Below are 14,141 nucleotides of genomic sequence, written 5' to 3' on the forward strand. Positions count from 1 at the left end.
CCACTGCGATCCAGGCGTTTTCACCGGACGACTGAGCATACTGGACTGTAGTATTTTTTGTGTATGCGCGCTCTTTCAGTTCGTTACAACACAGTTCGGCAAATTTTTCTCATTTTTATTTCGGATTCCGAATAAATATCCATAAAGAAAAGCCGCACCGAAGTGCGGCATTTCCTGCGGCAGCCTCGCGATCAGCGCACGTGATGGCAGACACGCTCCGCATGGTGATGAACGTGCTCGATATGACACACCTCGTGATGATGCGGTGCGGCGACGGCAGCGAGCGGCGCGAACAGCGCGGCACAGGAAATCAGGGCAAACAGGCGGGCAACAGGCTTGAAAACGGCGTTCATGGATCGACTCTTACGTGAGAACAGCGTGGGATGAACCAAAAAGCCAGCACTGTACCGCAGAGTTTGCCGCGCCGTATTACACGCATGTAACGGGCGTAGCGCGCGATAAAACGCGCTTGACATCCCGCGCGACGTCCTTTGACGCACGAGATTCGTACTCGCCCCATGTTGGGGTAGCCCAGCCGGTTTCAAACGTCTCGCCTATCGCCTTCGTCATGTGTGAGACGCCGCAGCAGTTCATGACCGCGCGTGGTGAGGCGCAATGTGGGGTCGCTGCCCGCTTCGTCCATCTCGACGAGGCGGTAGCGCTGAAGCGCCAGAAAATCGGAATCGAGTGTCTGTATGGGCGCGTTCGCATCACGGATCAGCAGCAACGTCGCTAGTTCGTGGTGGCTGAGCATCGAGTCTCTCCTTTGTCGACCGCATTCAGCGCTTTCGCGCTCAGTGCGGCCCCATGCCCAAAGGCGGTCGGTCGCACCTGGCGCTTCAGCACCTGGTGCGACCCGACGCCCAAAGGACGGTCGACCACAATGTTGCCCAGCATAGCGACTCAATCGTACAGTTTCGCTACAGCCATGTTTCGCTATGTTACTGACGGATGAAAGAACACTCCGCAGCACCGCGTACAACGCGACACGGTTGATACATCAGGCAACAAAATACGGCGCGCGGCTGCAAGATCTGCAGTCTGCGCACCGCCACTCGCGGCCGCTTTGGCCTTAATTGATTTCGAGGCGCTTGCCAGCGCCCGCACCCTTCTTCGGCAGTACGAGCGTCAGCACGCCGTCCTTGTACTGCGCACCCGCCTTGCCATCGTCGATCTCGGCTCCAAGCGTGAATGCGCGGCTCACGTTCCCCGAATACCGTTCGCGGCGCACGACGCGCTCGCCTTCCTTCAACTCGCTGGCGCGCTCGATCTTTGCCGCAATCGAGACGAGATTGCCCTCGATCTTCACGTCGATATCGTTCTTCTCGACACCGGGCAATTCGGCCTTCACCGTGTAGCCGCCTTCATCTTCCGTCACGTCGATGCGAATGCCACCCGCCTGCCCCTCGGCGCCGCCCGTCGCGCGCAGCGGACGAAACAGCCCTTGAAACAGATCGGGCACGCCTTCCAGCAAAAACGGATCGTAACGCGAGATATTGCTCATTGATGCCTCCATGGACCGAGTGTTTCCCGTGTCCGCGCATGCGTCAAAATGCAACGGACTCCTTAATTCCTCATCGGCTATCGCCAGTGCGCAATGCCCGGTTGCGGCCGCCGATGGAGAATCGCCGCCATCGCCGCGCGCCGCTCTCGCCGCGCACTCGATGCCGCTCACCGTCCCAACATGCTGGCGCCCAGCGCAATTGCAAGGCCCGTGTTTACCTCATGCGAAAAAATATGAGTGACGAGCCGCCAAGTGTTCGGTCACAAGCCAGGCATCGGCTCGCGCGCTCGCCGCCGGGCACGAAACCGCGACGGCCACGCACGCGTCATGCAGGCGCCGGCTGATCGCCGCACGAGGACCGCCCATGCCGCCCGTCACGAAGACATCACGCTCAGTGGCCATGCCGGCTTTCGCTGGCGGCCTGACCATCGCCCGTGCGCGAGCCCGGCGACTTGCCCGGATGCGCGGCTCCGTTCACTGCGCGCTCGAAGGCGTTCATCCATTCGCGCATCGGCAGCGCGCCCGGAGCATTGGACGCGCCAGGCCTCGCGCCCCCGCAGGCGTCCTGCCATTGCTGCGCCAGCTCGCGTGCAGTCTCGGACCACGTGCTCGCATCCTGCATCGCCGCAGCGAAGCCCTCCTGCCAGAGCGCTGTGCTCGTGCCGAAATAATCGCGCCAGACCGACTGCGTGGCGATCGCGAAATCGGTCCAGTCGCGTGCGGTGCGCAGCGATTCAAGCATGCCCTCGAGGGCCTCACGGTCGCGTTCGAGCCGGCGCTGCTCCAGTTTCAGCATTTGCTCGCGCCAGTGCTGTTGGCCGACGAGCAATCGCAGCGCGGCCGTGGTGTTGGCGCGATACGTATCGAACGAGGGATGAGAAGCGGTAACCATGGTCAAACTCCTCCATTTTTGCTTGCACCCGGCGCGCAGCCAGTTGCGTTTTGCTACGATCGGGAAGCTGACGGACGCAGGTAACGGCGAGCAAGACGAAAGCGCTTCACGCGCAGCGAGGGGGCGGGATGCTTCGGAAGTGCGGCGCGTCCGCGAGACAGTTGGCTCAAACCAACATCATAGGCAGGAACACGGGCTTTCGCGTGACGAATAGCCTACGCGCAGCTTGATCGATGTCACTATTCGAGATAGTTAATGCGCGGAAGCTCAAGACCAGCGTTGCCACAGCATATATTTTGGGACAAATGATGGAGCACGCCGGGAATTCGTGGCCGCACGCGCACAGGCGCGGCGAAAACCAGCACGGGCAAGAACACCCACGCAAGCGTTTCGCGGCCGGCTGAGCGTTCAGGCTGACCGGCCGTTGAAACGGGGCACCCAGATCAGGCGGCCGGCGCTTCTTCGTCGCGCACCAGCATGACCGGCCGGTCCGCCACGCGCAGGAACGCCTCCGCCACGCTGCCGAGCAACAGGCGCTTCACGCCCGACAAGCCGCGCGTACCCATGACGACGAGATCCGCGCCTTCCTCGGCGGCAATCCGTGAGATCACCGCGGCAATCTCCTCCCCGCTCGCGTCCGCCGCGCGCGTGGAGCCGGACACCTGCGCCTGCGCGAACACGGCTCTTGCTTCGTCCAGCGCCGCCGTCGCCGCGTCGTTTTCGGCCGAGCTACGCGCCTGCTCCTCGGCAAAGCCCGAACTCACGTCCACGAGCCGCGCCGGGTGCCGCACGACGCAAAGCGCCTCGACCGTGGCGCCTGTCGCCTTTGCAATCTTCACGGCCTCGTCGAGCGCGCGCCGGCCGCTGCGACTGCCATCGACCGCTACGAGAATTTGCTTGTACATCGTGGACCTCCCGGGCCTCGCCCATGATGCTCGGCAGCGCACCGCGCGCGCGTTGCACGCGGTGGCCTGCCGGCCGTTGCGTCGAGCGCGCCCCGGCGATGGGGCACGCTATCTAGAATTCTTTGTAGCGCATTTGGGTGCGGATGCGCATTTTGCCTGTGCGACCGGTTGTCGCCACGCTGTCTTCGCCTCCCCAAAGCCGGCGGGGCGCTCAATCCATCGTCAGCACCGCCGCGCCGGTAAGCCTCCCTTCGCGCAGGTCGGCCAGCGCCTCATTGGCGCGCGCGAGCGGATACGCCGTGGTCTCGATTTCGAGCTTGTTGCGCGCGGCGATCGCCATGAAGGTCGCGCCGTCCTCCCGCGTGAGGTTCGCCACCGACACGATGCGCCGCTCCTCCCACAGCCACGCATAAGGGAACGAGGGAATGTCGCTCATGTGAATGCCACCGCACACGACCGTGCCGCCCTTCGTCAGCGCGCGCAGCGCAGCGGGCACCAGCGCGCCGACCGGCGCGAACAGCAACGCGGCATCGAGCGCCTCGGGCGCGTGCTCGTCGCTGCCTCCGGCCCATGCGGCGCCAAGCCGCCGTGCGAATTGCTGCGCCGCGGTATCGCCGGGGCGCGTGAATGCGTAGACCGTGCGTCCCTGGTGACGCGCGACCTGCGCGACGATATGCGCCGCCGCACCGAAGCCGTAGATGCCGATGCGCGCCGCATCGCCCGCCATCGCGAGCGAGCGATAGCCGATGAGCCCCGCGCACAGCAGCGGTGCGGCCTCGATGTCGCTGTATTGACGCGGTAGATGAAAGCAGTACCGCGCGTCGGCGACGGTGCGCGTGGCATAGCCGCCGTCGATCGTGTAGCCGGTGAAGCCGGGCGCGTCGCACAGATTCTCGCGCCCGTTGATGCAGAAGCGGCAATGTCCGCAGGTATGGCCGAGCCACGGCACGCCCACGCGGTCGCCGAGCGCGAAGCCCGTCACCCCTGGCCCGAGTGCGGCGACCGTGCCGACGATCTCGTGTCCGGGAATGAGCGGCTTCTTCGGGTGATCGAGATCGCGGTCGACCACATGAAGATCGGTGCGGCACACGCCGCACGCGCGGACGTCGATCAATAGCTCGCCCGCGCCTGGCGTCGGGTCGGGCAGCTCGGCTTCACGTAGTCGCGGATTCTCGCCGTCGAACACCATCGCTCGCATTGCTTTGCTCCTCGCCTGGACGCGGCCCACGCGCCGCATCGACCGTCATAGAGCATGTTACGCGGTCGGCCGGCCCGTGGCGCGCTGCGCGTCGGGCAGCGCCACGCTTGCGCCGGCCGGCCGGCCGGCCAAGCCGCCGCCGCGGCGATGCCGCGCGCCACGCGCGCCAGCGTGCAAGCGCAGCGAATGCTGCGCAAAGCCGCGGGACATGCTGGCGTGGTGCACCGCGTGATCGTGGCAACATAAGACGATTCCTTCAGGACCACGAGGCCCCGTCGCCAGGCGATGCACGGGTTCGTACGCACGCACAACGCGCACGCCGCGCGCATCGCTGCGCGCGGCATCCCGTGCCCACCTCGGTCCGCCTTCCGCCGCCGCGCAACCGGAGCCCCGCATGAACGCAACCGACACCCCCGCCCACCGACCGCTCTCCGACGACCTGCTGCGCCGCATGGACGCCTGGTGGCGCGCGGCCAACTATCTCTCGGTCGGCCAGATCTATCTGCTCGCCAACCCGCTGCTGCGCGAGCCGCTGCAGCTCGCGCACGTGAAGCCGCGCCTGCTCGGCCACTGGGGCACGACGCCGGGGCTCAACTTCCTTTACACGCACCTGAACCGCGTCATCAACGAGCGCGATCTCGACGTGCTGTTTCTCGCGGGTCCGGGGCACGGTGGGCCGGCCGTCGTCGCGAACACCTGGCTCGAAGGCACCTACAGCGAGACCTGGCCGAACGTGCCGCAGGACGAGGAAGGCATGGCCGTGCTCTTCAAGCAGTTCAGCTTTCCGGGCGGCATTCCGAGCCATGTCGCACCACAAACGCCCGGCTCGATCCACGAAGGCGGAGAGCTGGGCTACGCGCTCTCGCACGCCTACGGCGCGGTGTTCGACAACCCGGACCTGATCGTCGCCTGCGTGGTCGGCGACGGCGAAGCCGAAACCGGCCCGCTCGCCACCGCCTGGCACTCGAACAAGTTTCTCAATCCGGCCACCGATGGCGCCGTGCTGCCCATCCTTCACCTGAACGGCTACAAGATCGCGGGGCCGACGGTGCTCGCTCGCATCGGCGACGACGAGCTCGCCTCGCTCATGAAGGGCTATGGCCACGAGCCGATTTTCGTGGAAGCGGAGGAACCGGACGCCGCGCATCGCCTGATGGCCGCCGCGCTCGACACGGCATTCGACGAGATTGCACGCATCCAGAAGTCCGCGCGCGAACTCGCCGATGAGAACGGCAACCTGCCGCCCGGCTATCGGCGCCCGCGCTGGCCGATGATCGTGATGCGCACGCCGAAGGGCTGGACCGGCCCGAAAACGGTCGATGGCCTCAAGACCGAAGGCTCGTGGCGCTCGCACCAGGTGCCGCTCGCGAACATCGCGAAGCCTGGGCATCTCGCGCTGCTCGAAAGCTGGATGCGCAGCTACCAGCCCGAGGAGCTCTTCGACGCGCAGGGCCGACTCGTGCCCAACATCGCCGCGCTCGCGCCGCAGGGCGAAAAGCGCATGAGCGCGAACCCGCGCTCGAACGGCGGCGGGCGAGTGCGCGAGCTGCGCGTGCCCGCGTTCGAGCGCCACGCGGTGGAGGTGCCCGCGCCGGGGCAGGTGGACGCCGAGGCGACGCGCGTGATGGGCGCGTTCCTGCGCGAAGTGATGCGGGTGAACGAGCCCACGCGCAACTTCCGCATCTTCGGCCCCGACGAGACCGCCTCGAACCGCTGGAGCGACGTGTTCGACGTGACCGCGCGCACCTGGCTCGCCGAGCTCACGCCCGACGACATCCAGCTCGCCGCCAACGGCCGCGTCATGGAAATACTCTCGGAGCACACCTGCCAGGGCTGGCTCGAAGGCTATCTGCTCACGGGCCGGCACGGCTTCATGTCGTGCTACGAGGCGTTCATCCACATCATCGATTCGATGTTCAACCAGCATGCGAAGTGGCTGAAGGTGATCCGCGAGATTCCGTGGCGGCGCCCGCTCCCCTCGCTCAACTATCTGCTCACCTCGCACGTCTGGCGCCAGGACCACAATGGCTTCAGCCATCAGGACCCGGGTTTCATCGACTACGCGGTGAACAAGAAGTCGGACACGGTGCGCGTGTACCTGCCGCCCGACGCCAACACGCTGCTGGCCGTGACCGACCACGTGTTGCGCACGTGGAATCGCATCAACATCATCGTGGCGGGCAAGCAGCCGCAGGCGCAATGGCTCGACATGGACGCGGCCATCCGCCATTGCGCGGACGGCATCGGCATCTGGCAATGGGCGAGCAACGACGACGGCGGCAAGCCCGACGTGGTGATGGCCTGCGCCGGCGACGTGCCGACGCTGGAAACGCTCGCGGCCGTCGATCTGCTGCGCACCTGCCTGCCCGACCTCAAGGTGCGCGTGGTGAACGTGGTGGACCTGATGACGCTGGAACCCGCCGACCGCCATCCGCACGGCCTGCCGGACGCCGACTTCAACGCCCTCTTCACCACCGACCGGCCGGTGATCTTCGCGCACCATAGCTATCCGTCGCTGATCCACCGGCTCACCTACCGGCGCGCGAATCACGCGAACATCCATGTGCACGGCTTCATCGAGGAAGGCACGACGACCACGCCGTTCGACATGACCGTGGTGAACCGCCTCGACCGCTTCCACCTGTGCGAAGCCGTGATCGACCGCGTGGATGGACTCGCGCAGCGGGCCGCACACCTGCGCCAGACGCTGCACGACAAGCTCGCCGCGCACCGCCGCTACGTGGACGAGTACGGCGACGACATGCCCGAAATCCGCAACTGGCGCTGGCCGGGAGCACGCCGCGCGCAGGGCGGCGGCGAAACAGCGTAGGCAAGCTCAGGCCGGCCCGGCGCCGACTGCGCTCAAGCCGGCTTGGCGCGGCCGAATACGCGGGCGAACGCGGTGACGAACGCGTCGAGCCGCTTCGAGTCGAGGCAGTCGATGCCCGCGGCGCCGACCCGGCCGTTTCCGCCGGGGAAGGCGCGGCAGAGTTCGTCCGCGCCGCGTGGCTGCGCGAGCGGCGCGCGCACGCTGACCGCATAGTTGCCGTCGGCATTCACGCTCAGCACCGCGTGGGCGCGCGAAGGCTCTTCGTTGGCGAGGGCGTTGGCGAACGCGCCGCGCACGCGGCGCGCCCACGGCTCGTCGGGCAGCACACAGACGCTGCCGTACTGCAGCGCGATGAGCGGCGCAATGGCCTGGGCCAGTTCGAGATCTTCGTGACGGCAATGCGCAAGCTGCGCGACGACCGGCTCCGCCGCGATGAAGTCGAACGGGCTCGCATAGGGCTTCAACAGTGCGTACAGATCGAGCGGCGCGATCACGAGGTCTTCGACACTGTCGCCGTAGGCGTTGTAGTTGATCGCCTCGCCAAGCTCGCGCAGTTGCTCGACCTGCCCGGCGTCGAGCCCGGCCTGTTGCGCCAGCGCGCGCGCCGTATCGGGCAGATTGTCGCCCCAGGCCGCCGCGATCGCCCACGGCCGGTAGCGGCCGGCGAGGTGGCGGTCGACGAGCACGCTCGTGCACACCTGCGCCGTGGTGTCGATATGCGCGACGAGATTCAGGCACACCGGCAGCTCGCCCGCGTGATGATGGTCGAAAAATTCGACGTCGACGCCCTTCGCGAGCAAAGCCGTGAGCGCGGCGCGGTTCACGTCGAACGAGATGTCGAGTACCGTGAGCGAGTCGCCGAGCCCGGCGGGCACGCGTTCGACGAGTGCGATGTCGCGCTTCACGCCCGTGATGAGTGTCGCTTCCCGAGGCCTTGCGAGCCGCAACTGATGCAGCGCGCAGATGCCGTCTGCGTCTCCGTTGAATACGTCGAAATGCGCCATGGCTCCTGGATTCCGTTTGGTTGAACTTCACAGTATCACTCAGCCTCGCCGGATTGCACAAAAGGTGCAATATGCCAATGCTGGTGCAAGCCGTTTCGATCAAAGCGTTCCACGCGGCGCAACAGGCTGCCGACGCACGCTCGTGTGCCGGTTCGGACAGGACGCCGTACCCCCATTGCCCTGAATTCCCACGCTAATCACGCCGATGTCCGACACCCCACTCTCCCGTCACGCCTTCAACCGTCAGCGCGCCGCGCGCCGACACGGCCGCATGGTGGACGCCGCGCTCTCGCGCGCCTGCACCTATGCGCACCCGGCCGGGCGCATCGTGCGCATCGAGACGCACATCTCCGTGGTCTATCTTGCCGGGCGGTATGCATACAAGCTCATGAAGCCCGTCGATTTCGGCTTCGTCGATTTCGTGCGGCTCGATGCACGCCGCCGGTGCTGTGAAGCTGAGATTCGTCTGAATGCGCCGTTCGCGGGATCGATTTATTGCGATATAGGCGAGCTGTTTCTTGATGGCCGGCGCTGTGGGCTTCGGCGCGGCGTTCAAAGGCGCGCGCGCCCTGCTGGACGCGGCAACACAGGCGTAATCGATTACGCGGTCCGTATGCGACGCTTCGACCAGCGGCTGCTGTTCTCGAACCTGCTCGCGCACGGCGAACTGGGCACAGCCGACATCGATGCGGCCGCAACGAAGCTCGCCGAAAGCCATCGGCATGCGCGCCGTGCCGGGCGCGGTCCGCTGGCGCCTGCGGCGCGCTTCGGCTCGGCGGCGCTCGTGCGTGAGCAGGTGCTCGCGGCGCTAGGGCCGCTCGAGGCGGATCCGCGCACGGCGGCGGCTGTGCGGACCGCTAGATTGCGTTCGATCTTCGAACGCGAACTCGCGAGGCTCGCGGCGCACCTCGACGGCCGCCGCGAGCACGGCTTCGTGCGCGCCTGCCACGGCGACCTGCACCTCGACAATATCGTGCGGCATGGCCGGCATGCGTTGATGTTCGACTGCATCGAGTTTAGCGAGGCGCTGCGGTGGATCGACGTGACCTGCGATCTGGCGTTCCTGCTGATGGACCTGCACGCTCATGCTCAGGCGCAGCATGCGCACCGTCTGCTCGATCGCTACCTCGAAGCGACGGGCGATTTTGCAGGGCTCGTGGCGCTGCGGCTTTATGTTGCCTATCGCGCGCTGGTGCGGGCACTCGTGGCGCTGCTCAAGGCAGGGCCGCCGGAGCGGGCCGACGCGAGCGCCCGCGAAGGCCACTTCTCGCGCTACCTCACTCTGGCGGCAACCGAGGCACGCGCCATGAGCGCGCCCTCGCCGTGGCTTTTGCTATGCCACGGCTTTTCGGGCTCTGGCAAATCCGTGGCGAGCCGTGCGCTAGCCGAGCTCAGCGGGGCAATCCGCGTATCGAGCGATCTCGAGCGCAAGCGCCGCGAGCCATTCGCGGCGCCGGCGCTGGACGCACTGCCGGCAAGCGCCTACACGCAAGCCGCACTCGACGCACATTACGAGCGTCTCGTCGCGCATGTACGCGACGTGCTGAATGCGGGCTACACGGCGCTCGTCGATGCAACGTTTCTGAAGGCCGAGCATCGTGCGCGCTTCGCATCGCTCGCGCGCGAACTGAACCGGCCGATGCTGATTTTGAATTTTCACGCCCCTGAGGCGCGGCTCGTCGAACGTGTCAACGCCCGCAAGCAGGGCCCGCGCAGCGCCTCCGATGCGGGCGCCGACGTGCTTGCCGCGCAGCTCGCGCAAGCGGATCCTCTCGATGCGCACGAGCGGCAGCGCACCGTCGATCTCAACACCGACGTTCCGATTGAAGCCTTCTCGCGCGCACAATGGTGGACGCCGCTGTTCGGGCGCATGCACGCGGAGGATGGTGAGATTTGACGTTCCAGCCCGCGGATTCATGATCCGACGGCGTAGTGCACCGGGCTCGCCTGGCGCTAAGCGCTCAGCGCTCGGCGAACGGCCGCACGAGCGGCCAGCGCAGCGTTGACGCTACCGGAAAGTGCGGCTTGCGGCCAGCGGGCGCGCGCCACGGCTGCATGCGCGCGGCCATGGCGTTGCATAGGGCGAGCCCTTGCTCGCCGTACAGGCGTTCCATGGCGTGATGGATGAGGCCCGAGTCGAACCAAAGCTTGAAACGCCGATGGCAGGTGCGGAAATCGGGGTAGCACGCAGGCATCTTTGACCAGACCGCACCAGTGGCCAACACCCAAAGGATGCCGGCGAAGACGAGCCGAGGGTCGTGTGCGGGGCGCCCACGACGGCGACCATCGATGCGGACTTCGTGAAATATCGGCTCGATGCTGCACCACTGCGCATCTGTGAGTTCCGAGGAAATGCGGGAAGACATCTGATGATCCATGTAAGGTTATCCGACACAACTTGACTAAAGTAACCTCACGACGCGCGAGAGAATATAAGACAATGCTGAAAATGCCTCCCCCCCTGAGTAAAGACTTGTGTGTCTCGCAACTTGCGCGTCGGCACCGCAGCCGAGGAGCGCGCAGAGCGTTGCGCTACACTGCGCCATCGTGGCAACGATTGCGGATTCCCGATGGCGCCCTCCCCCAGTTCTAAAGCCCGGCGGGGCCGGATACGCGTTGGCATCGGCGGCTGGATCTACGCGCCGTGGCGTGGCGCGTTCTATCCCGACGGGCTCGCGCAGCGCCGCGAGCTCGAGTACGCAAGCCGCCATCTCTCCACCCTCGAAATCAACAGCACGTACTATGGCGCGCAGCGTGCGGAGAGCTTCACGCGCTGGCATGACGAAACGCCCGAGGATTTCGTGTTCTCGTTGAAGGCCCCGCGCTTTGCGATGAATCGCCGCGTGCTGGCCGAGGCGGGCCCAACGATCGAGCGCTTTCTGGGGAGCGGCGTGCTGAACCTGCGCGACAAGCTCGGGCCGATCAACTGGCAGCTCGCGCCCGGCAGACGCTTCGATCCCGAGGACTACGCCCGATTTCTCGAACTGCTGCCCGACGAAGCCGACGGCCGTCGGCTGCGCCACGCGATCGAAGTGCGCGATGACAGCTTTTGCACGCCGGAATTCGTTGAGCTTGCACGCAGACGCAAGGCCGCGATCGTCGTGTCCGGCGACTCCGACTACCCGCTGATCGCCGATGCGAGCGCGCCATTCGTCTACGCGCGCATCATGGGCACCGCGAACCATCATCCGCTCGGCTACGCCCCCGCCGAACTGGACCGCTGGGTCGAGCGCGCGCTCGCCTGGTCGCACGGCGACACCCCCGACGATCTCGCCACCTACGCAAAGCCGCTCGCCGCGAAGGCAGGCCGCGATGTTTATCTGTATGTCATCAGTGGGTTCAAGGAACGCAATCCAGCCGCAGCGATGGCATTGATCGAGCGCCTGGGCGCGAGCCAGGCGCCAACGGCATAGCGCGGCATGCAATCAGTCGTTGCACCCCGAAAAAGCGCCATCGGTCCCCTTCCTGACACCTTCGCCGTCTTCCGCGGCTGGCTGCGTGAGCATGGAAGCGGCGCGCGTCACGTAACCTGCTGGCCGCACGCCACGTGACGCCCATCGCGCGCCGGGCACATTCCCCCCGGCTTTCAGCACAAAAACGGAACGAATGCCCAGAACGACGGCGCGTGCCGCATCAAACCTGGCGACGCATCTCCGCGGCCGGCAGCTTCATCATTTGCCGATACTTCGTGACCGTGCGGCGCGCCACCTGCACGCCCTGCTTCTCGAGTTCGTGGGTCAGCACAACGTCCGAGAGCGGATCGCGCGGATCTTCGGCGTCGATCATCTCCTTGATGAGCGCGCGCACCGCCGCCGCCGAGCACGTACCGCCCGTGCGCGTTTCCAGCTCGCGCGGGAAGAAGCGCTTGAACTCGAAAATGCCGCGCGGCGTGGCCATGTACTTGTTGCCGGTCGCGCGCGAGACGGTGGACTCGTGCAGACCCAGTTCGTCGGCGACATCGCGCAGCAACATGGGACGCAGCGCGATTTCGCCGTACTGGAAGAACGCCTTCTGGCGCGCGACGATGCACTCGCCCACGCGCAGGATCGTCTCGCAGCGCTTGTGCGCATTGCGAATCAGCCAGCGCGCTTCCTGCAGTTGCTGCGCAAGCGGCGAGCGGCTCGTCTGGTCCGAGCGCGCGAACATTTCCGCATAGAGCTTGTGGATGCGCGCGCGCGGCTCGATGGCCGGGTTCACGCTTACCACCCACTTGCCGCGCACCTGACGCACGATCACGTCCGGAATCACGTAGCCGCCATCCGCACGGCCGTAGTGGTTGCCGGGCTTCGGATCGAGGTGGCGCACCAGCGCGATCGCGGCTTGCAGCGAAGACGCATCGCAACCGAGCTGCCGCTGCAGTTCGCCGTGCTCGCGGCGCGCGAGACGCTCGAGGTGCTGCGTGACGATCTGCATCGCAAGCTCGCGATGCGGCGTGTCGTGCGGCATCGCCTCCAGTTGCAGCGCGAGGCATTCGGAGAGCGAACGCGCGCCGATACCGGCACGATCGAGCGTCTGCACCACGCGCAGCCCGACGCGCAGGCGGTCCTCGTCGAGTTCGTCGCCCATGCCTTCGACATCGGCGAGGTCGGAGAGCTCCTGGCGCAGATAGCCGTCGTCGTCGAGCGCCTCGATCACGACCTGCGTCGCTGCCCGGTCGAGGTCGTCGAGCGGCGAAAGGCGCAGCGCCTCATGCAGCTGCTCGCGCAGCGAGATCGGCACGCGCACCCAGTCGGAGGCCTCCGACTCGCCGTCCTCGCCGCCGCGATAGTTCGACGAGCGCAGCGCCCCCGGCGAGGGCAGCTCGGCGGTGTAGCCCGAGCCCTCGTCCCCGTAGGACGCGTCGCTGTAGCCAGTCTCGCCATACGAGGATTCAGCGTAGGAAGACGTGTCCTGCGGCATGCCGGCATCGAGGTTGGCTTCGCCCACGCCCCCCGCCTCCATGGTGGCGACTTCTGGCGCGGCCGCGGCCGCGGCGCCAATACCCGCCGCGCCGTCGGCGGCTTCGGCGGCCTCGCCTGTTTCCGAGGTGGGAGGCACGTATTCGAGGAACGGATTGGTGTCGAGCGCCTCGCGCAATTCCTGCTGGAATTCGAGCGACGACAGTTGCAGCAGCCTCACCGCCTGTTGAAGGCGCGGCGTGAGCGCCAGATGCTGGCGCGCGTGTAACGCGATGGAAGGCATGGCGATCCCGTTGGTTTTGAATTGAATGGTGCGCACTTCCACGCAACACCCATGCCAGTTCTTACAACGCCCTGTTTCGAAACGGGATCGGGGTTTGCAAAGCGTACTTCGCGAGTCTCTTTTCCGACCCCGCGATGGAGCTTTTTACAAACGTGCGGAAAAATTGTGTCGAGTTCCGGCGTGGCGAGGGATGACTCGGATGGCATCGCCGGCATCCCGCATAGTGGGTGGCTTTCGCGATTTCAAACAGCGTTTCGAGGAAACGCGCGGGACGACACGGGCAAGACGCGGCACGCAGCTTGCGCTAAACGCAGCGACCCCAACCAGAAAGGGAGTAGCCATGAAGCGCATCCTCATCCTCAAGACCGCGGCCGGCGCCGCCTGCATGACGTTCGCACTTCTCGCCGGTGCGCAGACGACGAACAGCACCGCGCCCTCGGGCAGTTCGGAAAGCATGGGCCAGCACGTCGACGACGCAGCCATCACGACGAAGGTCAAGGCCGACTTGCTTGCCGCGAAGAACGTGAAGTCCGAGCACATCCACGTGAAGACCCACAACGGCGTAGTCTCGCTCACGGGCACGGTGCCGAGCGCCGAAGACCGCGACAACGCGAAGCAGGTCGTGGA

Annotated in this window: 13 protein-coding genes; 4 read left to right on the plus strand and 9 right to left on the minus strand. The window is 66.1% G+C overall.

What is annotated here, in order from left to right:
* Positions 1 to 191: 191 nt before the first annotated feature.
* The 6 genes from VMJ11_RS10580 to VMJ11_RS10610 form a co-directional block, all read right to left on the minus strand.
* Positions 192 to 353: a hypothetical protein gene (locus VMJ11_RS10580; protein WP_325619369.1), complete on the minus strand. Its 162-nt coding sequence runs from the start codon at positions 351 to 353 to the stop codon at positions 192 to 194.
* A gap of 188 nt (positions 354 to 541) precedes the next feature.
* Positions 542 to 754 (minus strand): hypothetical protein, encoded by a 213-nt coding sequence (locus VMJ11_RS10585; protein WP_325619370.1) that lies wholly within the window; start codon positions 752 to 754, stop codon positions 542 to 544.
* Positions 755 to 1,072: 318 nt separating this feature from the next.
* A complete protein-coding gene (locus VMJ11_RS10590) occupies positions 1,073 to 1,504 on the minus strand; it encodes an Hsp20/alpha crystallin family protein (protein ID WP_325619371.1) in 432 nt (143 codons plus the stop codon).
* A 391-nt stretch (positions 1,505 to 1,895) separates the two neighbouring features.
* Positions 1,896 to 2,396 (minus strand): hypothetical protein, encoded by a 501-nt coding sequence (locus VMJ11_RS10600; RefSeq protein ID WP_325619372.1) that lies wholly within the window; start codon positions 2,394 to 2,396, stop codon positions 1,896 to 1,898.
* A gap of 443 nt (positions 2,397 to 2,839) precedes the next feature.
* On the minus strand, positions 2,840 to 3,301 hold the full coding sequence (locus tag VMJ11_RS10605) for a universal stress protein (RefSeq protein ID WP_325619373.1): 462 nt from the start codon (positions 3,299 to 3,301) through the stop codon (positions 2,840 to 2,842).
* Positions 3,302 to 3,512: 211 nt separating this feature from the next.
* Positions 3,513 to 4,499 carry a zinc-dependent alcohol dehydrogenase family protein gene (locus tag VMJ11_RS10610; protein ID WP_325619374.1) on the minus strand — a complete coding sequence of 329 codons (987 nt, stop codon included), beginning with the start codon at positions 4,497 to 4,499 and terminating at the stop codon, positions 3,513 to 3,515.
* Positions 4,500 to 4,893: 394 nt separating this feature from the next.
* Here VMJ11_RS10610 and VMJ11_RS10615 point away from each other — a divergent pair, with 394 nt between their 5' ends.
* On the plus strand, positions 4,894 to 7,329 hold the full coding sequence (locus VMJ11_RS10615; protein ID WP_325619375.1) for a phosphoketolase family protein: 2,436 nt from the start codon (positions 4,894 to 4,896) through the stop codon (positions 7,327 to 7,329).
* Positions 7,330 to 7,361: 32 nt separating this feature from the next.
* Here the strand turns inward: VMJ11_RS10615 and VMJ11_RS10620 are convergent, their stop codons facing one another.
* Entirely contained in the window at positions 7,362 to 8,333 is a 972-nt protein-coding gene (locus VMJ11_RS10620) for an acetyltransferase (protein ID WP_325619376.1), read from the minus strand.
* 205 nt (positions 8,334 to 8,538) lie between these two features.
* Between VMJ11_RS10620 and VMJ11_RS10625 the strand changes: the two genes are divergently transcribed.
* Positions 8,539 to 10,230 carry an AAA family ATPase gene (locus VMJ11_RS10625; protein WP_414694362.1) on the plus strand — a complete coding sequence of 564 codons (1,692 nt, stop codon included), beginning with the start codon at positions 8,539 to 8,541 and terminating at the stop codon, positions 10,228 to 10,230.
* A gap of 64 nt (positions 10,231 to 10,294) precedes the next feature.
* Here VMJ11_RS10625 and VMJ11_RS10630 read toward each other — a convergent pair whose 3' ends face one another.
* A complete protein-coding gene (locus tag VMJ11_RS10630; RefSeq protein WP_325619377.1) occupies positions 10,295 to 10,699 on the minus strand; it encodes a transposase in 405 nt (134 codons plus the stop codon).
* Positions 10,700 to 10,903: 204 nt separating this feature from the next.
* On the opposite strand from VMJ11_RS10630, the gene VMJ11_RS10635 reads away from it, so the two are divergent.
* Positions 10,904 to 11,746: a DUF72 domain-containing protein gene (locus VMJ11_RS10635; protein ID WP_325619378.1), complete on the plus strand. Its 843-nt coding sequence runs from the start codon at positions 10,904 to 10,906 to the stop codon at positions 11,744 to 11,746.
* 220 nt (positions 11,747 to 11,966) lie between these two features.
* Here the strand turns inward: VMJ11_RS10635 and VMJ11_RS10640 are convergent, their stop codons facing one another.
* Complete coding sequence (locus VMJ11_RS10640) at positions 11,967 to 13,514, minus strand: RNA polymerase factor sigma-54 (RefSeq protein WP_325619379.1); 1,548 nt, start codon at positions 13,512 to 13,514, stop codon at positions 11,967 to 11,969.
* Positions 13,515 to 13,854: 340 nt separating this feature from the next.
* Here VMJ11_RS10640 and VMJ11_RS10645 point away from each other — a divergent pair.
* The coding region (locus VMJ11_RS10645) for a BON domain-containing protein (RefSeq protein ID WP_325619380.1) at positions 13,855 to 14,141 on the plus strand (287 nt) is incomplete at its 3' end.

The organism is Paraburkholderia sp. (assembly GCF_035501035.1).
Lineage (GTDB): Bacteria > Pseudomonadota > Gammaproteobacteria > Burkholderiales > Burkholderiaceae > Paraburkholderia.